Annotated in this window: 18 protein-coding genes; 6 read left to right on the top strand and 12 right to left on the bottom strand. The window is 41.3% G+C overall.

The window, feature by feature from the left end; all coding sequences use genetic code 11:
• The first annotated feature begins 12 nt into the window (after positions 1 to 12).
• The 3 genes from A5875_RS22480 to A5875_RS22470 all read left to right on the top strand — a co-directional run bounded on the left by A5875_RS22480 (position 13) and on the right by A5875_RS22470 (position 2,867).
• Positions 13 to 783, top strand: coding sequence for an enoyl-CoA hydratase-related protein (locus A5875_RS22480; protein ID WP_088935780.1), 771 nt, complete (start codon positions 13 to 15; stop codon positions 781 to 783).
• Positions 784 to 807: 24 nt separating this feature from the next.
• A complete protein-coding gene (locus A5875_RS22475; protein WP_088935779.1) occupies positions 808 to 1,647 on the top strand; it encodes a 3-hydroxyacyl-CoA dehydrogenase NAD-binding domain-containing protein in 840 nt (279 codons plus the stop codon).
• Positions 1,648 to 1,712: 65 nt separating this feature from the next.
• On the top strand, positions 1,713 to 2,867 hold the full coding sequence (locus A5875_RS22470; RefSeq protein ID WP_088935778.1) for an acyl-CoA dehydrogenase family protein: 1,155 nt from the start codon (positions 1,713 to 1,715) through the stop codon (positions 2,865 to 2,867).
• Positions 2,868 to 2,970: 103 nt separating this feature from the next.
• Here the strand turns inward: A5875_RS22470 and A5875_RS22465 are convergent, their stop codons facing one another.
• The 5 genes from A5875_RS22465 to A5875_RS22445 are packed head-to-tail and all read right to left on the bottom strand — an operon-like array spanning position 2,971 to position 8,696.
• Positions 2,971 to 4,086, bottom strand: a complete 1,116-nt coding sequence (locus tag A5875_RS22465; protein WP_088935777.1) for a 4-hydroxybutyrate dehydrogenase — start codon at positions 4,084 to 4,086, stop codon at positions 2,971 to 2,973.
• A gap of 2 nt (positions 4,087 to 4,088) precedes the next feature.
• Positions 4,089 to 5,060: a transketolase family protein gene (locus A5875_RS22460; protein ID WP_088935776.1), complete on the bottom strand. Its 972-nt coding sequence runs from the start codon at positions 5,058 to 5,060 to the stop codon at positions 4,089 to 4,091.
• On the bottom strand, positions 5,057 to 5,896 hold the full coding sequence (locus tag A5875_RS22455) for a transketolase (protein WP_088935775.1): 840 nt from the start codon (positions 5,894 to 5,896) through the stop codon (positions 5,057 to 5,059). The genes A5875_RS22460 and A5875_RS22455 overlap by 4 nt, the downstream gene beginning before the upstream one ends.
• Before the next feature lie 10 nt (positions 5,897 to 5,906).
• Complete coding sequence (locus A5875_RS22450; RefSeq protein ID WP_088935774.1) at positions 5,907 to 7,220, bottom strand: acetyl-CoA hydrolase/transferase family protein; 1,314 nt, start codon at positions 7,218 to 7,220, stop codon at positions 5,907 to 5,909.
• 21 nt (positions 7,221 to 7,241) lie between these two features.
• The gene (locus A5875_RS22445; RefSeq protein ID WP_088935773.1) at positions 7,242 to 8,696 is read right to left on the bottom strand and encodes a 4-hydroxyphenylacetate 3-hydroxylase family protein; all 1,455 of its coding nucleotides are present in this window, start codon (positions 8,694 to 8,696) and stop codon (positions 7,242 to 7,244) included.
• 336 nt (positions 8,697 to 9,032) lie between these two features.
• Between A5875_RS22445 and metK the strand changes: the two genes are divergently transcribed.
• Together metK and A5875_RS22435 are read left to right on the top strand one after the other, a co-directional pair.
• The gene (gene metK / locus A5875_RS22440) at positions 9,033 to 10,223 is read left to right on the top strand and encodes a methionine adenosyltransferase (RefSeq protein ID WP_088935772.1); all 1,191 of its coding nucleotides are present in this window, start codon (positions 9,033 to 9,035) and stop codon (positions 10,221 to 10,223) included.
• Between the two features lie 122 nt (positions 10,224 to 10,345).
• Entirely contained in the window at positions 10,346 to 11,836 is a 1,491-nt protein-coding gene (locus A5875_RS22435; RefSeq protein WP_088935771.1) for an aldehyde dehydrogenase family protein, read from the top strand.
• A gap of 118 nt (positions 11,837 to 11,954) precedes the next feature.
• Here the strand turns inward: A5875_RS22435 and ebgA are convergent, their stop codons facing one another.
• On the bottom strand, positions 11,955 to 15,017 hold the full coding sequence (ebgA, locus tag A5875_RS22430; protein WP_088935770.1) for a beta-galactosidase subunit alpha: 3,063 nt from the start codon (positions 15,015 to 15,017) through the stop codon (positions 11,955 to 11,957).
• A complete protein-coding gene (locus A5875_RS22425) occupies positions 15,014 to 16,510 on the bottom strand; it encodes an amino acid permease (RefSeq protein ID WP_088935769.1) in 1,497 nt (498 codons plus the stop codon). The genes ebgA and A5875_RS22425 overlap by 4 nt, the downstream gene beginning before the upstream one ends.
• 130 nt (positions 16,511 to 16,640) lie before the next feature.
• Between A5875_RS22425 and A5875_RS22420 the strand changes: the two genes are divergently transcribed.
• Positions 16,641 to 17,477, top strand: a complete 837-nt coding sequence (locus A5875_RS22420) for an AraC family transcriptional regulator (RefSeq protein WP_088935768.1) — start codon at positions 16,641 to 16,643, stop codon at positions 17,475 to 17,477.
• A 497-nt stretch (positions 17,478 to 17,974) separates the two neighbouring features.
• On the opposite strand, the gene A5875_RS22415 is transcribed toward A5875_RS22420, so the two are convergent.
• The 5 genes from A5875_RS22415 to A5875_RS22395 form a co-directional block, all read right to left on the bottom strand.
• Positions 17,975 to 18,478, bottom strand: coding sequence for a universal stress protein (locus A5875_RS22415; protein WP_088935767.1), 504 nt, complete (start codon positions 18,476 to 18,478; stop codon positions 17,975 to 17,977).
• A gap of 130 nt (positions 18,479 to 18,608) precedes the next feature.
• Positions 18,609 to 19,010, bottom strand: coding sequence for a PTS sugar transporter subunit IIA (locus A5875_RS22410; protein ID WP_088935766.1), 402 nt, complete (start codon positions 19,008 to 19,010; stop codon positions 18,609 to 18,611).
• 101 nt (positions 19,011 to 19,111) lie between these two features.
• Entirely contained in the window at positions 19,112 to 20,233 is a 1,122-nt protein-coding gene (locus A5875_RS22405; protein WP_088935765.1) for a hypothetical protein, read from the bottom strand.
• Between the two features lie 35 nt (positions 20,234 to 20,268).
• Positions 20,269 to 20,505, bottom strand: a complete 237-nt coding sequence (locus A5875_RS22400) for a hypothetical protein (RefSeq protein WP_088935764.1) — start codon at positions 20,503 to 20,505, stop codon at positions 20,269 to 20,271.
• Positions 20,506 to 20,523: 18 nt separating this feature from the next.
• Positions 20,524 to 21,489 (bottom strand): trypsin-like serine peptidase, encoded by a 966-nt coding sequence (locus A5875_RS22395; protein WP_088935763.1) that lies wholly within the window; start codon positions 21,487 to 21,489, stop codon positions 20,524 to 20,526.
• Between the last annotated feature and the right edge of the window lie 93 nt (positions 21,490 to 21,582).

Raw genomic sequence — 21,582 nt, 5'->3', positions numbered from 1 at the left:
GAGGTGACTTCGATGGAATTGGTTCTGTATACCAAAAAAGACGGCTATGGACTGCTGACGATCAACCGTCCAAAGCAGTTTAACGCCTTAAACAGTCAAGTACTAGATGAGCTACACAGTGTCTTGGAACAAATCAAGCAAGAGGATATTCACTCCTTAATAATAACTGGCGCCGGAGAACGTTCCTTTGTAGCTGGTGCGGATATTTCTGAAATGATGAATATGACTAAATCAGAAGCCGCTGCCTATGCAAGCAAAGGAAATGCTGTCATGCAGCAGGTCGAAACCCTACCGATTCCAACAATTGCAGCCGTTAATGGTTTTGCCCTTGGCGGCGGCTGTGAATTGGCGTTGGCATGTGACATTCGCTTAGCTTCTGAAAAAGCGATTTTCGCGATGCCTGAGACTGGACTGGGGATCACACCTGGCTTTGGAGGAACTCAGCGCCTGCAGCTATTAGTCGGGATCGCTGTAGCGAAAGAATTAATCTTTACAGGCAGAAAAATCAATGCCGCAGAAGCTTACCGCATTGGCTTGATTAATCGCATCGTTGATAAAGAAGTGCTGTTGACTGAGGCAGAAAAATTAGCCGCGGAAATTTGCCAAAATGCCCCTTGTGCGGTTCGTTCGTCTAAAAAGGCGATCATGGACAGCGTCGCCCTTGAACAAGGGATCGCCAGTGAAATTGAACAGTTCTCCGACTGCTTCAACACGTTAGATCAAAAAGAAGCCATGGCCGCTTTTGTTGAAAATCGAGATCATCGTCCATTTCAAAATGCCTAGACTTCAAGAAAGGTTGTTAACTAAATGAAAATTGCAATCATCGGAGCCGGTACGATGGGCAGCGGCATTGCCCAAGCCTTCGCTCAAGTTCCCCAGTACACAGTAACCTTATGTGACCTTACAAAAGAAAATGCCGAAAAAGGCAAAAAGTTAATTGAAAAAAATCTGAATCGTTTGGTCCAAAAAGAAAAAATTTCTGAAACAGAAAAACAAGATATCCTTAATCGGATTACTCCAGCAAAAACAGAGGATCTGCCAACAGAAAGCGGCTTAATCCTTGAAGCTGCGATTGAAAACTTGAAAATCAAGCAAGAGCTGTTTGAACGCTTAGATAAAGTCTGTGGTGAAAACACGATTTTTGCTACCAATACCTCTTCCCTTTCAATTACAGCGATCGGTCAAAATTTAAGCCGAGATATCATCGGGATGCACTTTTTCAATCCAGCACCGGTGATGTCGTTAGTCGAGATCATCAATGGTGAAAATACTGCGCTGGAAACAACTCATGCTGTAACTGAAATTGTCCATTCGCTAGATAAAAAGCCGGTTTTAGTAAATGAAGCCCCTGGCTTTGTTGTCAACCGCATCTTGATTCCAATGATCAATGAAGCCGTTGGGATCTACGCTGATGGAATCGCTTCTGTCGAAGATATCGATGTAGCGATGAAAGCTGGCGCAAATCATGTGATTGGCCCATTGGCTTTAGCGGACCTGATCGGATTAGACGTTTGTTTAACTATTATGGAAGTCCTTTTCGAAGAGTTTGGCGATCCCAAATATCGCCCGCATCCATTATTAAGAAAAATGGTCAGAGGAAATAAATTAGGCCGCAAAAACGGCGTTGGCTTCTACAACTATTCGTAAAAAAAGAAGGATCAACGAAATCGTTGATCCTTCTTTTCTATTTTAAAACGGAGGAATGATTGAAAATGAATTTTCTTTTATCGAAACACCACCAGCTGCTGCAAAAGGAATTTTCTCAATTTGCTCAGACCTATGCAGCACCACTAGCTGCAAAAATTGATGCTGAGGAATGCTTTCCCACAGTCACAATGGATAAGCTTATAGCTGAGCAGCTTATGCTACTTTCGATCCCACGATGCTATAACGGGCGTGCTGAAGAGCTCCTCAGTTCAATTCTGTTGATTGAAGAGCTAGCCAAACACTGTGCCGCTACCAGTATTATTGTTTCTACTCAAAGTTTGCTAGTTTGCCTCCCTATCCTTAAATACGGTAGCCAAGAACAAAAAGCTCAACTATTTTCTGCTTTTTCTAATGGTTCGCTTGGTGCATTCGCATTAACTGAACCGCAAGCTGGGACGGATGTTCTAGCAATCGAAACAACTGCAGAAAAAAAAGATGATCACTATATTCTGAACGGGCAGAAAAAATTTATTACAAACGCTGGTATCGCTGATATCTACTTAGTCTTTGCACAGACAGCCGCAACTCCAAAGAAAAAACTGTCGGTGTTTCTAGTGCCAAGCGACACTGTGGGTTTGACGGTTTCAGAAAAAGTATCTAAGATGGGCATCCGCGGCTCTACTACCGCTTCTCTTACTTTTGAAAACTGCAGTATTCCGCAAGAAAATCTCTTAGGCACATTTGATCATGGTTACAAAATCGCCTTAGAAACCTTGAACTTTGGCAGAATTGGTGTCGCCGCTCAAGCGCTAGGCATCGCTGAAGGCGCATTTGACAGCACGACCGTCTATGTTCAACAGCGTGAACAGTTCGGACAGCCGCTAGCCAATAAGCAGCATATCCAGTTCACCCTGGCAGAGCTACAAGCAGAAATCGAAGCAGCGCGGCTGCTCGTCTATCAAGCAGCTACCTTTCCGACGACAGATGACCACTTTTCTGAAAAGGCCAGTATCGCCAAGCTATTTGCCTCAAAGACGGCCATGTCCGTCACCACGAAATGTCTGCAGCTCCATGGCGGCAATGGGTACTTAAAGGACTTCCCTATCGAACGAATGATGCGGGACGCAAAAATCACCGAGATCTACGAAGGCACTTCAGAAGTTCAAAAAATGATCATCGCTCATCAATTATTTCAAGATGCTGCTGACAAAATGAAATGAAACCAGAAAAAACAGTGAAAGCACTGTTTTTTTCTGGTTTCATAAGGAGAAATGACACTAGCGATCTCCACTAGGTATATATTATTAAAGGTAGCAAATGCCCTTAATAAATAGATTGATAAATTTTTAGCACCTGTGCTTCGTCTAACGGAATAAAGCTATTCCCTAATAAACGTTGTTGCTCCTGAATCACGTTTTTTGCAAATTGCGGCAACTCGATTTGCTTCACACCATAATCCTTCAAGGCTCTTTTTGGAAGCATTTTATCTAATAACTGATCCAATGCGGGATAAACCTCTTCGATCGGACAATCCAATAATTCTGCTAATACTGAGTTAAGCTCAATTAGAGCTCCTTCATTCTTTTGTTCAGCGTAATGTTTGAACACCCCGGTAAAGATCACAAAATTGCTTTCTCCGTGAGCCACATGATACGTTCCGCCAAAAGGATAGCTCATCGCATGAACCGGACCGCAACCGGCAGTACCAAACGCTAAACCGGCAAAAGTACTGGCTGTTAAAAATTCCTTCATTAAAGAAGGCAATACTTCCTTTCCTTCAGCCTCTATTTTTTGATAGCCTGTGATGATCTTGCGGATCGCTGCATAAGAAAATAGTTTGGTAAATTCTGTCGCTTTTGGTGATACTGCAGATTCTGCCGCATGGACCAAGGCATCAATCGAACTAGTCGCAAACACATATTCAGGCAGCGTAGTCAATAATTCTGGAATCAAAATGGCATCGGTCGGGAACATTTCCGGTGATACCAGCCCCATCTTCGTTCCTAAGCTCAAACGGTTGACCACTGCAATATTTGTTACTTCACTTCCGGTACCGCAAGTTGTCGGTATCGCTAAAAGATCACGCTGTCTTTTTATTGAGTCCTTTTGATCATACATTTCGTCTAAGGTACGATCGTCGGTTACGGATAAAATCTTTGCGATATCCAGAATCGTTCCTCCGCCAATCGCGATCACTCGTTGATAGTCACCTTTACGGATTTCAGTCATCAACTTGCTAACCATTTCATCGGTCGGCTCACCTTGACCATATTGCTCCTGGTAAACGACTGTTGCTGGTAATTTGAAGTCCTTGAAAAATGGTTCATAAATATATTGATTCGTCAAAATGAAATCTGTCGCAGCTGGTGATACGTGTTCAACAAACTCTGCACAAGTTTCATATTGATAAATTCGCGGCTCAAAAATAATTTCTTCCATTATTATACCCCTTTGCGACTAATTGCTTTTTTCGCTGCTTCGACAATGTCTTTTGCCGTCATCTTCATGGTTTCTCTTAAATAATCGACCGAACCCACTTCACCAAAACGATCCTTGACTCCGATTCGTTCTAATGGAACTGGCTGGTTTTCCGCTAAAACTTCACTGACTGCACTACCTAATCCGTTGATAACATTATGATTCTCTGCAGTCACAGCAGCACCCGTCTTAGCAACTGAAGCAACGATTGAATCGACATCGATTGGTTTGATCGTGAAGACATTAATCACTTCTGCTGAGATTCCTTCTTCAGCTAATTGTTCAGCGGCCTTCATTGATTCAGCAACACAAATCCCTGAAGCGAACAATGTCACGTCGGTTCCTTCTTTGATTAATGCGGCTTTACCAATTTCAAATGAAGAATTTTTTTGATAGACTTGGATAGCATTTTTGCGTGACATCCGAATATAGAAGATGCCCTTTTGTTCCTTCGTTTGACGAACGATGTCTTCCAACATTACTGCATCCGTGGGTTCAATCACTGTTACTTCTGGAATTCCACGCATAATGCCAATATCTTCAAATGGCATGTGAGTTGCGCCGTTAAAGGCCGCGGTGATTCCGGGGTCACTTCCGATAATTCGAACGTTTGCTTTTGCGAAGGCGCCGGAAACAAAGACTTGATCTGCAATTCGACGGCTGGCAAAGCAAGCAAAGGTATGAACGAAGGGAATCATCCCGACAGCAGACATCCCTGCAGCTGTGCCAAACATATTCGCTTCTTGAATCCCACAATCAATCACACGATCCGGAAATTCTTTCGCCACAGGTACCAATCCTACAGAATTCATCAAATCGGCGTCTAATGAAACGACTTTATCATCCTTTCGAGCTAGATCAGCAAGCGTAGCGGCATAAACATCTCGCATCGCCTTTTCTTCTGTTTTTAACTCATTTACTATTTGATAACTCATTTTACGTTCCCCGCTTTCTTTTGCGCCTTTAGCAAGTTAATCGCTGTTTCACACTCTTCTTTTGTAAATGTCATATGGTGATTGTATAAAACACCCTCTGCGAACGTGCAATCTTTTCCCTTCACTGTATTAAGAATAATCATGGCTGGTTTACCGACATTAGTTTTCGCTAATTCGATCGCTGCAGCGATGGCATCTGTATCATGACCATCGACTTCTAGTGCGTACCAGCCAAAGTCTGCAAATTTTTGTTTCAAATCACCTAAATCCATAATATCTTTGGTATAGCCGTCTAATTGTTGTTTATTGTAATCAACAAATGCGATTAAATGATCAAGTTTTTGTTGTGGCGCGTACAATGCACCTTCCCAAATCTGGCCTTCATCACATTCCCCATCACCGATTAAAAGATACGTATAGTTGTCTTTATCTTGGATCTTCAACCCGTGAGCGATTCCGATCGCAGTTGACATTCCTTGGCCTAAAGAGCCTGTACTCATATCGATCCCTGGAGTATTGTTACGGTCACAGTGACTTGGCAAGCGGGTGCCGTTTGTATTAATTGTTTTAAGCTCTTCCATTGGAAAATAGCCTTTCATAGCTAAAGTCGTATATAATCCTGGACCAGCATGACCCTTCGACATAACGAAATAATCGCGTTCCTCCCAGTTAGGGTTTTTAGGATCAATGTTCATCACGCCGCCATATAAGACAGCGAAGAGATCTGTTGATGACATCGCACCGCCAATATGGCCAAACCCCAAATCTTTAAGCGCTTCCAACGTTTCAATCCGTATATCTGTAGCAAAAGCTTTATATTCTTCTTGTTTCATCATTCTCATCCTCTCAAATTTTTATTAGTACTGGATACACTTGTTTGAATCTTCGTTCATATTCATCTGCTAATTCTTCTCTAAAATTCGGATGAGCAATTTTAATTAACGCCTCTGCTCGTTGCCGTAAAGATTTTCCGCGAAGATCAGCAATGCCATATTCTGTAACAATAATCCCTACATCATTTCGACTAGTAGTCACTGTTGCGCCTTCATTTAAGAAGGGGACGATTTTAGAGACCTTGCCGTTTCCCGCGGTTGATTCCATGGCGATAATCGGCAGCCCATTTTTAGATAGGTTAGCACCGCGAATAAAGTCCACCTGTCCGCCAACTCCAGATATTTGTTTGAGTCCCACGCTTTCTGCACAAACCTGACCCATCAGATCAATTTGTACACATGAATTAATGGAAACCATCGTATCATTTTGGGCAATCACATAAGGATCATTCACATACGTTGCCGGAGCCATGTAGATATTCGGATTGTCATCAATAAAGTCGTACAATGCTTGACTACCCATAATAAACGTAGCGACAATTTGGCCCTGATGGATATTCTTTTGTGAATTATCGACTACACCGGCTTTCACTAATTCCATTACACCATCTGAAAACATCTCCGTATGGATTCCAAGATGTTTCTTATCTTTTAGACTTAGCAGCACTGCATCCGGCAATACACCAATTCCCAACTGCAATGTCGCACCATCAGGGATCATCGACGCACAATATTCTCCAATTTTACGATCTGTTTCACCAATCTCAGAACGACCAAGCTCGATCATCGGAACATCTGCTCTAGTTACATAATCAAATTCGGAAATATGCATGAAGCAAGTGCCCAACGTTCTTGGCATGAAGCGATTTACTTGAGCGATCCGAACCTTCGCCTTTTTAGCAGCAATCATCGTATAATCCACTGACACGCCAAAGCTGACATACCCATGTTTATCAGGAAGAGAAACTTGTACTAATGCCACATCGACCGGCACTTCCTCTTCCTGAAACAGCGAAGGAATCCGAGAGAAGTAACAAGGAATATAATCCGCACGTCCTTCAGCTACCGCATGCCGCTCCTTTCCACCAACAAAAAGCGAGTTATGCCGCATATGCCCTTGAGCTGCTTCAGAACAATAGCAGCTTTCTGTCATCCCAATCATCGCATAGGTTTGAATATCATTTAATTCAGTTACACGTTCCCCTAATGCACTAGTCAGTGCTTGCGGTTCCCCACAAGCATGACCAATAACAATCCGATCTCCATTCTTTACAGCTGAAATGGCTTCCGCCGCTGTCACATAATTCACCTGATACTCATCAATCACTTTTTCCACTCCTTATGGATATTAACTACCTTCCTTGATCCCTGCAATTTTCTTCGCACATTCCTTTTTGTGTTCAACATTTGCCTGTCTAGCGATCATCACTCTTTGAGCCTGCGGTGACCCTGCACCATGCATCGATTCTGTTCTATAGCCTACAGCGGCAGCACCAAGTGTCATGTTTTCAATCAAGCGTAAAATTCTCATCCGATCTTCAGTAGACACACCATCAATCCCTTTTAAATATTTATCAATGTAAGGACGTAATTCAGGATTATCAAAATCAAGCTGACTTGGTAGTGTAACCATCAACCCACCTGCAATATCTTCTGCTAAACGGCTGATCTCATAAGGGAAACGCGTAACATTTTGTTTACAAACATTGGCTAGTAATGTATCTACATAATAATTTCCTGATGCTGTCTTCTTCCCTTGGCAGGAACAAGCGATCCCGCAGGAATAAAGTGTTTCATTCAAATGATTCATCTCAATAATTTTATCCTTAATGTGACTGGCTTTTGCTACGCCGTTATATTCAGCGGATAAAGCAGTCGCACCGATCAAGACATCACCAACACCGCATTTACAGCCACCGTAGCTTTGACGATGATAAGAAGCAAAGCGTTCAACCAGCATTCCTGAAAAGTCATACTCGCCGTCCATAAAGATCCGTTCATTTGGAACAAAGACATCTTCAAAAACTACCAGTGCTTCATGTCCGCCAAACTGCTTATTTCCTAAATCAATATCGGCATTTGGTTCAAGCTTTCTCGTATCACAACTTTGTCGACCGTAGATCATTAGAATCCCAGGGGTGTCAACTGAAACTGAAAAGGCCACGGCATAGTCCTTATCTGCTTCCTTCATAGCAACTGTCGGCATCACCATGACTTCGTGGGAGTTGACCATTCCTGTTTGATGGGCCTTCGCTCCACGAACGACGATGCCATCTTCTCTGCGCTCAACAACGCGTAAATACATATCTGGATCAGATTGCTGAGAAGGTGATTTTCCACGATCCCCTTTCGGATCAGTCATGGCTCCGTCAACTACCCAGTCATTTTCTTGAACCATTTCCCAATACTTAGTAAACCGTTCATGATAGTTTGTTCCGTGAGCCTGGTCACACTCAAAAGTAGTTGAGAACATCGCGTTAGCTGCATCCATCCCCACACAGCGCTGGAAGCATGAAGCTGTTTTTTGACCCAGTAATCGCTGCATTTTTACTTTCTTGATCAGATCATCGGTGCTTTGATGGATGTGTGTAAAACGGTTGATTTTTTTGCCAGTCAATGATGAAGTCGCAGTCATTAACTCTTCGTATTCTTCCTCTTGAGCCATCTCATAAGTCATTCCGACTGAATTTAGTGAAGGTTCAATAATTGGATGGGTGATCGTATCTTCTACTTTCTCTCCCATCACATACACGTCCATGTTTTTTTCTTTGAGACTTTCTACATACTCGTCACGTTTCATCATAACTCGCTACACACTCTAATACCTGTCTCTTATACACATCTAGATGTGTATAAGAGACAGCTCGTCACGTTTCATCATAACTCGCTACACACTCCTATAACTGTCTCTTATACACATCTAGATGTGTATAAGAGACAGCTCGTCACGTTTCATCATAACTCGCTACACACTCCTATAATTTTTGGTTATTGTATTCTTTTTCTATTAATTGTATACAATTGTTGAATGCATAGAGGCTGTCTCTTATACACATCTAGATGTGTATAAGAGACAGATTGAATACAATCAAAGGAAACAAAGATAAATGAAAACGTTTTTAAGGAAAGTAGGGATATTGTGACAGAAAAGAAATTATTTACTTCAGAATCTGTTTCTGAGGGACACCCCGACAAAATCGCTGATCAAATCAGTGATGCGATTTTAGACGCGATCTTGGAAAAAGACCCAATGGCCCGTGTCGCTTGCGAAACTTCTGTAACAACTGGTTTGGTATTAGTCTTTGGTGAAATAACTACCGATGCGTATATCGATATGCAAAAAATCGTTCGCCAAACCTTGAAAGAAATTGGCTACAACGATGCACGGCTCGGATTTGATTGTGAAACAACGGCTGTTCTAGTAGCAATTGATGAACAATCACCTGATATAGCCCAAGGAGTCAATACTTCTTTAGAAGCTAAAGGACAAACCGTGGAGGATTTTGATAAAATTGGGGCAGGAGACCAAGGTTTGATGTTCGGTTTCGCCGTTGATGAGACGCCGGAATTGATGCCGCTAGCGATTTCATTAAGCCATCGACTCGTTCGATACTTAACCAAATTGCGCAAAACAAATCAAATCAGCTACCTAAGACCTGATGCAAAATCACAAGTAACAGTCGAATACGATGAAGCCGGTCAGCCAAAACGAATCGACACGATCATTATCAGCGCCCAACACGACGAAACAGTTGATAATGAAACGATCTTTAATGACATCGTTGAAAAAGTCATCAAGGAAGTCATCGATGAACGCTTATTGGATGACCAGACAAACTATTATATTAATCCTACTGGTCGTTTCGTTGTGGGCGGGCCTCAAGGAGATGCCGGTTTAACAGGAAGAAAAATTATAGTCGATACTTACGGAGGCTACTCTCGTCATGGTGGAGGTGCCTTTTCCGGGAAAGATGCTACGAAAGTGGATCGTTCAGCAAGCTACGCCGCCCGTTACATCGCCAAAAATATTGTTGCTGCCAACTTAGCCCGCAAAGTAGAAGTTCAATTAGCCTATGCCATTGGAAAATCCGCTCCCGTCTCTATTTCTCTCAACACCTTTGGTACCGGCAAGGTTACAGAAAACAAGTTGATCGAAGCGATTCGTGAACTATTCGACTTACGCCCTGCTGGGATCATCGACATGTTGAACTTGCGCCGCCCGATTTATAAACAAACCGCTGCCTATGGTCATTTTGGTCGTACTGACATTGATCTGCCTTGGGAACAAACAGACAAAGTTGATGCATTGCAGGCTTATTTTAGTTGCTGATCGAGTATTTATGGAAAAAACATCGTTTGAATTCAGTTGTGCCGATTCTGAATCTATACATTCAATTTTAAGTAAGCGTTTTCTTTCGATAACTATGAAAAAATTTTTAGGAGGAATATAAAATGAAAAAGTTTAAGTTGTTTTATGGGAATCAATGGATGGACAGTACCGGAAACAAATCATTTCAAGCTATCAATCCCTGCAATGGCGAAGTAATCGCTGAATTACTTTCAGGAACTACAGAGGATACTAAAGCCGCGATCCAAGCTGCTCGCAAGGCTTTTGATTCTGGATGCTGGTCAGATTTAGATTATGACGAACGCGCCGCTTATTTGCACAAAGTAGCAGATATTATGGAAGAACGGTTTGAAGAACTTGCTAAATGGGAAGCGATGGATACAGGAAAGCCGATTTCTGAAACTAGAAGTATCGATATTCCTCTCTCCATTAGAGCCTTTCGCTTTCACGCAGATGGAATCAAATCTTTAAAAGGACAAGTGATTAAAGTTCCAGGAAAACACCTATTTGACTATGTCACATATGAACCATTTGGTGTTGTTGGTTCGATCGCCCCATGGAATTTCCCCCTTCATTTACTTACACGCTCCATTGCTGCGGCCTTGGCGGCTGGAAATACGGTTGTCTGCAAAGCGGCAGAAATCACCTCGGTCACCACTCAAATCTTAGGCGAAATATTCTTGGAAGCTGGGGTTCCTGCTGGTGTGTATAACTCTATTTCAGGCTCTGGCAGAATCGTCGGTGAGGAGCTGCTTGCCAATGATAGTGTCGATATGGTGGCTTTGACTGGTAGCGAAGGCGTCGGACGCCGTTTTATGACCGCTTCTGCCGAGGCCAAAAGAATCAAAAAATTATCATTAGAATTAGGCGGAAAAAGTGCGATGATCGTGGATTCTAATTGTGATTTCAATGCCGCAGTCAACTCCGCGATTCAAGGCTTTTGTACCAACCAAGGTGAAGTCTGCGTCTCCACCTCTCGACTGCTTTTACCGAATGATTTATATGAAGACTTTTTAATAAGTATGACTGAAAAAATCAGCCGTCTGCGGATCGGTGATTGTTTAGATGAGAAAACTCAAATGGGTTCGCTTGTCAGTGAAAAACATTTGAACAGCGTCCAAGGGTTTGTTGATCGGGCGATTACTGAAGGTGGCAAGGTACGGATCGGTGGAAAACGTCTGACAGGAGGCGACTATGATAAAGGATTCTATTTCCAACCAACGATTATTGAAAATGTGACACGAGATATGGAGATTTTCCAAGAGGAAGTCTTCGGTCCTGTTTTGGCAGTCACTCGTTACGAAACAATGGATGAAGCTATCGAATTAGCCAACGACACCCGCTTTGGTCTGGGTGCTGCGATCATGTCTGAAGACATTCGAACACTATATTGGGTTGCTGAAAAATTAGATGCCGGTACTGTTTGGATGAACTGTGTGTCGAAATCAAATATCGAAACTCCATTCGGAGGCAACAAAAACAGCGGGATCGGTCGTGAAGACGGAACAGAAGGTCTGCTGGAATACTTAAAAACCAAAAATCATATTCAGTATGTCGGTACTCCATATGAAGACTTTTTCGGATTTGATCAGTAATTTAAAGACACCCACACTATAAAATAAAGCTAGGGATAGTGAATCATTCGTTCTCACACGACTAAAACTAAGCCGCCCAGTTTCTACTTCAAACTGAGCGGCTTATTCTATTTATTTCCTAAAAAGATGTTTTAACAACTTCATGAGACAGTGCTACAGCATCCACTTCCTTTGCATTAAATCCAGTCAAGCGTAAGGACAGCTCAAACTCTTCAAAAGTTGTTCGATACTTTTCTAGCTGCCATTGTCCGCAGGAATAGCTGCCTAAGGCGTTTTGTTTGTAATCAAGATTCACAACAACATAGTCGCGTTCTGCTAAATCACAGGTATGCTTCGCGTTATCCAGATCACTTTCCTCGTAATAAGAAGTACTGAAATTGAAGCCTTTGGCAGCTTCCGCAAATAATCCCTGCCCGCGATCATCCATCCATGCAGCCCATCTTGTATCCATTCTGTTGCCATTCGCCTGCGGAACAACATAATTCGTAAACATCTCCGCAACCGTTGAACGATAGACACCAAGATAACCGGCTTCTTTTGAATCTACATAGTTTTCTCTTGGTCCGCGTCCTAAATATTTCACTTGATTCATGTCCTTATTTACATGCATCGTGACACCTAAACGCGGCAGCATGTTTGGCGCGGTATCGATCTTCCCGCTAGGAACCCCCGCTAAGTTGAACAGAATGTCGCCGCTTCCGCAGATAGTATACGTATACGTACACTTGTAATGCCATGCGCTGTTTGTCGTTGAGTTGATCGTTTTGACGGTGATCTGAACCGCCTGATCTGTTTCTTTCCAGTCAAACGAATTGACGATTTCATGTTCTAAATGAAGGAAGTATTGTTTCTTCATTTCGTCAATAATCTCCATATCATTACTGATTGGCGCCCGCCACATGGTGAATTTCGGTCCCCGTTCAATGATCGTCTGACCATCTTTTATCAGCTTTTGAAGCGTTCCTCTAACTGTATCAAAGGTTGCCAAGAAGTTGGTGCCTGTAATACTCAGCGTAGTGTCAGCCTCTTCAACCTGCAAACGACCGCTTGGTGTGATCTCTACGCCTGCCGTTTTGATCGGAAGCTCAAAATTCGCTGAAGCCAATTCAAATCCTCTTGGTGCATAAGCCGTTGTTGCCTTTAATTGATAGGAAATGTTCAAGAAATAGCTTGCAGGGTTAGGCACAAAATCCAAGTTATACGGCAAGGTTAACGTTGCTTTCTCCCGTGCTGGAATCGAAGGCAACGAGATCGTTCCGTCTTCAATCAATGTTTCGTCTTCAAAAATGGAATAATACAAATCAAAAATTTGCAGATTTTGGAAATCAAAACGGCTTAGCAGCTCGATCTCGCCAATTTTTAGATCAATCGCTGTTGTCTGGATCGGTTCGATCACCTTTTTATATTCATACAAGCTCGGCGAAGGTGTCCGATCCGGCATCAGCATACCGTCGATACAGAAATCTTTATTGGAAGGATCATCGCCGAAGTCGCCGCCATAGCGGTAATATTTTTCACCGTCTTCGGTATAGGACTCGATCCCATGGTCAAACCATTCCCAAATGAAGCCGCCCTGTAATTTGTCATGTGCATAAAAGAGATCTTGGTATTCCTTTAGATTTCCCGGACCATTTCCCATCGCATGACAATATTCACATAGAATATGCGGTTTCTTCGACTCTTGAATGATCGTTTCCATCAATGGTTTCTTGCTCGGATGCTCCAACCAGGTATACATAGTGGAATAAATATCAGCAGCCTCTACGTCAAAATCTCCCTCATAATGAACTAGTCGTGTAGGGTCCATTTCTTTCGCGACCTCGGTCATTTTCACAAAATTAGTGCCAAAGGCCGATTCATTGCCCAAGGACCACATAATAATCGACGGATGATTTTTATCCCGCTGGATCATTCTGACCATTCTGGAAACATACGCGGTTTCCCACTCTGGATCGTTACTGATCCAATCGTATTTTCCAGTTAACTCAAAGCCGTGACATTCCAGATCCGTTTCATCAATCACGTACATTCCGTATTCGTCACAAAGATCGTACAAATAATAAGATGCAGGATAATGACTGGTTCGAATGGCATTGATATTGAACTGCTTCATTAAAAGAATATCTTTTTCGATTTCTTCCTTCGAAACGACACGGCCATTTCGAGGATTGTAATCATGACGATTGACTCCTTTAAATTTGATCGCTACACCGTTTACTAGGAAGACTTCGCCCGCTAAACGGATATTTCTAAAGCCTACCTTTTGCGGAATGACTTCAACCAAATGTTCCCCATCGTACACAGATATCAGCAATTGATACAATTCAGGCGTTTCCGCTGTCCAATGTCTAACATCAGGAATCTCTGCATGAAGACTTTCCTGTTCGCTAGTGATTTTCTGACTCAATACCTGTTTGCCAGACGGATCGAGCAGATACACTTCAATCTGCTGTTCTTTTGCTTCGCGGAATTTGAATGATAGATCTAGCAGACCATTTTTATAATCGTCATCCAAATCAGCGACTACCGTAAAATCATTGATCCCGGCATAAGGTACGCCCAGTAATTCCACATCTCTAAAGATGCCGCTGAGCCACCACATATCCTGATCCTCTAAATAAGTGCCGTCAGACCATTGATAGACACGCACCGTCAAATCGTTAGCGGCATCCTCCTGCACAAACTCGGTAATATCAAACTCGGCTTCATTTCTAGCACCCTTGCTGTAACCAACCTCATGCCCGTTGATCCAAACGTGAAAAGCCGAATCAACGCCGCAAAAACGTAAAATCATTTTCTTGCCTTTAAAGCTCTCATCGATCGTGAATTGCCGCTTATAGATCCCCGTTGGATTTTCCGTTGGCACATACGGCGGATTAATTGGAAAGTTATACCAAAGATCGGAATAATGCATCTTGCCATAGCCCTGCACCTGCCAATTGCCAGGAACCTTGATATCCGCCATTTCAGCCGTATCAAAGTCCGCTTCATAAAACTTGCTTGGACTGTATTCCGGCGCATCTACTAGCATAAACTTCCAGATGCCATTTAAGTTTTTGAAGGCATGCGTATACTTGTTTTCATTTAACAACGCCTGCTCTTTGGTTGGAAACGATAAAAAATGTGCTCGTCCTTCCAAACGATTGATCTGATCTACTTGATAGTTTTCCCAAATTTTCATTTACCTGTCACCTCAACATTAGTTTCTTCGTTGTTTAATCCTTTTGATTTTCTTTCATAGCGAATCCAGCAGATCCAAGCAAAGCCCATAAAGATCACAAGTCCGACGATATTGTAGACCAGCATTCCGATCGGACTTGCCTCTCCTGCCGGAAGTGTCCCGTTTATCTCAGCCATGATCAGCTGCGGATCAGGAACCGTTGACATAAAGAAGACAAAAATGAAAATCAACAGTAATGCGACCCCTGCAAAAATCCCAAATGAACGACTGCCGAAACGGAAACTGCGGGTCATGTCATCCTTTTTCAATCGCAAGCCGATGTAGGCGATCAATAAAAATAGCACTGGCAATAAGGATGTAGACGCTGTCATATTGATCAAGGTAGAAAGAAAGCTGTCCATGTTACCGATACCTAACGCCGGAATAATCAACAGCAGCGTCACGATAAAGCCTTGAACGATCAAGGCGTTAGTAGGATTTCCTTCTTCATTTGTTTTCACCAGCCACTTACCAAAGACCCCTTCTGGAATCTCTGAGAAAAAAACTTTAACAGGAGCTGCAGTCCATAAAGCTAACGATCCAAGACTGCCGATAAACAAGATCAAGCCCACAAGCCGCACCATCACGCCACTTGGAATATGGAAATGAGTCCCCAAAATTTTAAAGATATCGAAGATCCCATTTGAGAAATTCCCCTTTAACACATCGACAGGTACGACAAATCCAACTGCTACAGCACCTAAAACATACATGATCCCAACAATGATCGTAGCGCCGATCATCGTCCGAACGAAGGTACTGTTGCCGCCCTTCACGTCCTTGATGTAAACTCCGATACTTTCACCGCCTCCGACTGCCTGCAAAATCCAAGCCATCGTCATGAAGAAGGTCCAGTTAAAGCTAGGCGTAATTGATTGCATCGTAAAGTCCTGTGCCGGTTCGTTGCCAAAACCAAAAACAACGATAAAGGCTAAAACGACAAAAGCCACTCCCATAAATAAACGCGCGCTGCCGGCAAAGCTTGTCACCTTAGAGATCCAAGAAACACCTTTGATACAAACCCACGTCATCAGCCAAAACAACAGAATCGAAATAATTGCGATAATGATCGTACTCTTCCCGCCTTGAAAGACATTACGGCCGCCAAAAGCGTAGGAACCGTAGATCAAGGTATTCGGCAGCAAAGAGCAGAAGTAAAATAAATTAACAAAAAAATAGGACCAGGCACCTAAAAATGCCCATTTCTCTCCCAAAACCGATTGCAGCCAGCTGTGGACACCTGACTCCTTTCCAGAGTTAGCAGAAGCAAACTCCGCGATCATTAGAATGAACGGCAAAAAATAAAAGATACTACCGAACAAATAACCGGGAATTGTCGCTAACCCAATCTGGATACTGTTGTTGACAATGCTGGGAAAAGCGAATACTGCCGAAAAGGTCATCAGCATTAATGCCACCGACCCCAAGCGCTGTCTTGAATTAGAATTTTCCATCTCAAACATCCTTTCAATATTTATTTACACATTGATTTTATAGCGCTTTCATGATATAAAAAATAAGAAATGTTTCCAAATACTTGTAATAATGTTGACTCTTCATTAATTACTTAAAAGGAGGAATGGAATGTACAGCTCGGTGCCAAACGATATTAGTATTTTAATCAACAATGAAAATTTAAGCTCAGAGTTCCATATTTGCGAGGTTGGCTATGAGAAATGTCGCTCAACCAAGCCTACGGAGTACGCTCCGATCGATTATTGGGTGATCCACTACTGTATCGAAGGAGAAGGCTTTTTCTCGACGCCTTTTTTTCCGGAAAGAAAAATCACCGCTGGCGATTTTTTCATCATTCCTTCGAATTGTAAAAATGTGTATTATCCCAATCGTGAAGACCCTTGGCAGTACAGATGGGTCGGTTTTACTGGAAAACTAATGGATCAATTTTTTTCTAAACTAAAATTGGACAAATCAAATTGTGTCATCAGCCACACCTTTGATCATCGGATAGACGTTCTCTTTCAGGATATTTACGAATCGTTTAAAAAGGAAAATCTTTTTCGCACGATGGCCTCTTCCTTCATTCTATTCGATACCATCGACAGAATGAATCTAAAAACAGATGATACGACACAAAGCGAGCACCTCTTTAAAAACATTCTGAATTACATCGATGACAATATGTCAGAAAATCTCAGTGTCAATCAAATATCAGAAGCCAACAGCATTGATCGCACGTATCTCTATAAGCTGTTCCAAACCCATAAAGGAATCGGGCCCAGCGAGTATATTCAAAATCTGAAGCTTCAAAAGGCCTGCTCCTTACTTCGAAAAAGCTCGTTAACCATTACCGAGATCGCCTATGAAACAGGCTTCTCCTCTTCCTCCTATTTTTCGAAGTTTTTCCATTCAAAACTCGCTATTTCACCCTCAACCTATCGAAAACAATTTATTATTAATTGACTTCATACAAAAAGCTGCGGAAATTCTCCGCAGCTTTTCCTTTCAAACATATTTAAAAAAGCATTAATTAACTTGTGGAATCGCACCATTTTTGTAAGAAAAAAAGTTACTGCTCGCTATCTTGATGATTAGCTTTTTAACCATGAACTAGATAAAATAACCAATTATGGGATAAGTAATAGTAAGCGATCAAGCCAGCGTAGCCAAAAATTTCTTTTTCGTTTCTGCTTATTATTGATCGTTTGATTCTTTTAAAAAAGCATTAATTAACTTGTGGAATCGCACCATTTTTGTAAGAAAAAAAGTTACTGCTCGCTATCTTGATGATTAGCTTTTTAACCATGAACTAGATAAAATAACCAATTATGGGATAAGTAATAGTAAGCGATCAAGCCAGCGTAGCCAAAAATTTCTTTTTCGTTTCTGCTTATTATTGATCGTTTGATTCTTTTTACAAATCCATAATCCTCTTTTCACGATAATTAAAGTGATAACTCTTACAAAGACCTCACAGCCAAAACGCTGCAGGGCGCATGAGTTAAAACATAATCTGTCGTTGAACCGATAAATACTTTTTCAACTGCACCTTTACCGGTTGCGCCCATGACAATCAGATCAATTTCTTCCTCTTTGGCATGATTGATAATCTCATGTTTAGCCACTCCTATTAGAACTCTTTTGTCAATCGGAGTTTTAACCTCGATTTTGGTGAAATCTTTCAGCATCCCCTTTGCTTCTATTGTCAGAGCGTTACTAATTCCTCTTACCATCAACGGTTCATGAGAAATTGCGGAAAGATCTATACTAGTGACTATCGTCAATTCTGCTTTGTTTCTTTTGGCTATTGCGATCGCTTCGTGTGCTGCAAACCTTGACTGCTCTGAACCATCCACTGCAACTAAAATTTTATTATACTCCGTTGCTAACGATCCATGTAAAGTTAATCTCGATTGCTCTGAGCTATTCACCGCAACGAGTGTTTTGTTGTGTTTAATTGCCATCGTTATCACCCTTTTTTACTTATCATTCACCAATAAACATTGCTTTTTCTTTGCAGCAGTTCTTTTTAACAGCATCCTTTATTTAGTCTTAAATCCGAGGTCATCACTTTCTAATAAGTGAATAATTGTCTTAGCTAATTAAGCTCTCATTTAAATTAATGATGCCTGATTTTCCCACTTCAACAATATCGTTGAAATCAATTTTTTTTGATCTCAGTTGGCTGTATGCCAAAACTAGTGGTAAATTCATGCCTGTAATGACTTGAATTTTTTCTCTATGTTCGAGATTTACCAACAATTTTATAACAATGCTTGTTGGAGCACCAAAAGCTAGATCGCAAAAAATTACTACCCCTTCACCTGTATCAATCCCGTTTATTTTTCTTTCGAGATTTACACTAAATTCGGAAATATCTTGTCCGGCAAATAGCGTCACTGCATCAAGTTGATTTACTTTTCCCGAAAAAAGCTCGAGAGTGTCTCTCATCCCTTCGGCTAAATTTCCTTGGCTAATTAACAAAATCCCCTTCATCTTAACCGCATCCTTTCTTTCGGCCTATTCTAAATGATAGAATAACAAGCCATGTACCCACGACAAACTTTTACAGCAGCAACAATCAAGTGTCTAAATTCTCATATACTATAGACAATTATTTTTGAATATCCAGCTGGAGAATATAGCTTCCCTATTTTATTTTCCGAAGGAGCTGAGTGCCACATCTGATTGTCAGTGGGGCTATCTCCCCAAAAAAAGCCGATATGACAATCGTGATTGCGTTCTGAATAATCGGCTTCAAAATAAATGATGTCCCCCTTCTTCACTTTATTACTTTTCAACAGCTCCCATACATTATTGAATGAATACGACCGAACTTTTAAATTTAAAGTATTTCTCCAATTATAAGCATTCGCTGCTCCGCCCCAATTATCAGAGCTTTTAGTAATTTGAGTTAAATCTCCTCCTGCATTTTGAACCACTTTTGCTACAAATCCAGTACAATTCATGCCTACTTCAGGAATCATATATTTAGAAGCATCATTAGTACCTAGTTTTATATATGGTGTTCCCAGATAATAACTATCACGTTCATGTTTACTTAGTTCGTCAATTATGAGCTGTCTATTAATCCCTAAAAAATTTAAATTAGCAGGAGTTGAATCTTTCGTTGTTTCTGTAAACCAAGCAATACCTTCATCTCGCCAGCCATCTCTTATTAATGCATCACGTTCACTTATTAACGTTGTGAACTGATGGGCTCCTGAACCTTTTGGATTTCCATTATACAATCTGTATACAGGTTGTCCGCTTTGAGGCGTTAGCCAAGCAATCCCTTCATACCGCCAACTATAGTTCTTTAAAGTATCTCGTTCATCTATATTTAGTGTGTAAAAATGCTCTCCTGAAATTGTATTAAACAGCCTAAACAATTTCTGACCAGAATTTGTACAATACAGATTGGGTTTCTTATCCTTCCAGCCTAATCTCGTTAAGTTATCTCGTTCATATGAATTCGTTGTATAAAGAGAATCTCCTGAGTTCGAATTAAAAATATGATAGACCGGAATTCTGGCAGTAGTCGCTTTAGTACCCGATGCTTCAATTTCTGGTTCCGTTGTACCATTCGTTAACTTTTCAATTTCTACTGGCCCAAATTCATCTGTATCAAGTCTAAAAGTCTTCGTAATGAAATTGGGTTTTATAAACATTAGAGTTATGATGAGACCCACTAAACACTGCTTATTCTTTTTTAGCAATATAATTTTTTCCCTTTCCGATTAAAACTCCCGTATTAATACCACATTATCCCTCTAGTTATCTTTTCACCCATCTTTTTCTTATATGGCGGCAGCTTATAACCTAGTTTCAGCAACTCTTCTTTTCTTGCTAAATACCGATAGGCACCACACGAAATAACCACTGTGTGCTCACCAAACGCTGCAATTGTGCCTAGTCGAAATACACCGTCAATAGTTTTGACAGCCACCTTTTCATTAATGGTAAGTCTAGTCGAAGTATTATTTAACATACTTGTCAGTCCCTTCATCTACATCGGAGAGTCTGTCAATAGTTTCAGTTTTGGGTTTCTTTCTACGCGAAAATACTTATCCAAAATTGGACCATACGTCCCAGGAAAAGAGCTCATATTTTTCAAATCGTTCTTGATCCAATTAATGATTGCTGCATTTGTTCTCGTACCAAAGTTTTGACGATCCTGTGCATAAGCGTGGACTGCAACGATTTGATTAGCTGAATTATAGACCGCACTCCCACTTTGTCCTCCAAATGTATCGAGTCGATAATAGACATGATTGGGTGTTACGGATGAAATTTCCCCAGAATTTGTCCACATCGTTTGTAGCGCCTTATCTCCAGGATAGCCAGTACTTGTCACTTTCAAACCGGCTCTAGCTATACTTGTTAAACCAAACCATCCGGTATTTATTCCTAATGGACAATCTAATTTAATCATTCCAATATCATATTGGGGATCAAATCTTCTGGTCCACCCCAACAAAGAAGCCAGCTTCGAACTGCTTGAATGTCCAAATGGTGCATGGGACCCATTAACACCAGGATATACAGTAACAGATCTCGGCCATTGTTTTAATTTCTTATTGTAGATTACATGACCTGCTGTTAACACTGTATCGGGCGAGATCATGCTTCCTGAACCAATATAAGTCTCACCACTCCGATAAGTGGCTGTCACAAAGACGCATGCAGAATAAGGGAAAATTTTAGTATTAATTATTTTTTCTCTATCATCTCTACCAATAGTGGTTTCTTCTTGGATGAAGTAATCCTTTACGCAGATAGTTTCTTCATTTTGACTTGTTTCAATACCTTTATAGCTAGACGTATCATTGATTGGAAAATTTTTAAATGAAATGATTTCTTCATGATTAGTTACCAGATCCAATGAAGCTTCCGCATGTATAGCTTCATTGCCAGAAAGGAGAAAAACCACGAAAAAAAAGAATAAAATGGTTGTTTTAATTTTAATGACCATGCCCAATGCTCCTTTATCATCTCTTTGGCGGGTACTTTAAACTTCTTTCGATGACTTTTACTTTCATATGTTCTCCCCCTTTGCCTTATTACT

It is taken from the genome of Enterococcus sp. 3H8_DIV0648, assembly GCF_002140655.1.
In the GTDB taxonomy this organism is placed as follows: domain Bacteria; phylum Bacillota; class Bacilli; order Lactobacillales; family Enterococcaceae; genus Enterococcus_A; species Enterococcus_A hulanensis.
Note: the sequence above shows the minus strand (reverse complement) of the source record. Positions and strands in the feature narration are given on the sequence as shown.

Excerpts from the sequence above, each read along its gene's own strand:
- A5875_RS22480 (WP_088935780.1), top strand. The coding sequence starts at position 13 with ATGGAATTGGTTCTGTATACCAAAAAAGACGGCTATGGACTGCTGACG.
- A5875_RS22475 (WP_088935779.1), top strand. The coding sequence starts at position 808 with ATGAAAATTGCAATCATCGGAGCCGGTACGATGGGCAGCGGCATTGCC.
- A5875_RS22470 (WP_088935778.1), top strand. The coding sequence starts at position 1,713 with ATGAATTTTCTTTTATCGAAACACCACCAGCTGCTGCAAAAGGAATTT.
- A5875_RS22465 (WP_088935777.1), bottom strand. The coding sequence starts at position 4,086 with ATGGAAGAAATTATTTTTGAGCCGCGAATTTATCAATATGAAACTTGT.
- A5875_RS22460 (WP_088935776.1), bottom strand. The coding sequence starts at position 5,060 with ATGAGTTATCAAATAGTAAATGAGTTAAAAACAGAAGAAAAGGCGATG.
- A5875_RS22455 (WP_088935775.1), bottom strand. The coding sequence starts at position 5,896 with ATGATGAAACAAGAAGAATATAAAGCTTTTGCTACAGATATACGGATT.
- A5875_RS22445 (WP_088935773.1), bottom strand. The coding sequence starts at position 8,696 with ATGATGAAACGTGACGAGTATGTAGAAAGTCTCAAAGAAAAAAACATG.
- A5875_RS22435 (WP_088935771.1), top strand. The coding sequence starts at position 10,346 with ATGAAAAAGTTTAAGTTGTTTTATGGGAATCAATGGATGGACAGTACC.
- ebgA (WP_088935770.1), bottom strand. The coding sequence starts at position 15,017 with ATGAAAATTTGGGAAAACTATCAAGTAGATCAGATCAATCGTTTGGAA.
- A5875_RS22425 (WP_088935769.1), bottom strand. The coding sequence starts at position 16,510 with ATGGAAAATTCTAATTCAAGACAGCGCTTGGGGTCGGTGGCATTAATG.
- A5875_RS22420 (WP_088935768.1), top strand. The coding sequence starts at position 16,641 with ATGTACAGCTCGGTGCCAAACGATATTAGTATTTTAATCAACAATGAA.
- A5875_RS22415 (WP_088935767.1), bottom strand. The coding sequence starts at position 18,478 with ATGGCAATTAAACACAACAAAACACTCGTTGCGGTGAATAGCTCAGAG.
- A5875_RS22410 (WP_088935766.1), bottom strand. The coding sequence starts at position 19,010 with ATGAAGGGGATTTTGTTAATTAGCCAAGGAAATTTAGCCGAAGGGATG.
- A5875_RS22400 (WP_088935764.1), bottom strand. The coding sequence starts at position 20,505 with ATGTTAAATAATACTTCGACTAGACTTACCATTAATGAAAAGGTGGCT.
- A5875_RS22395 (WP_088935763.1), bottom strand. The coding sequence starts at position 21,489 with ATGGTCATTAAAATTAAAACAACCATTTTATTCTTTTTTTTCGTGGTT.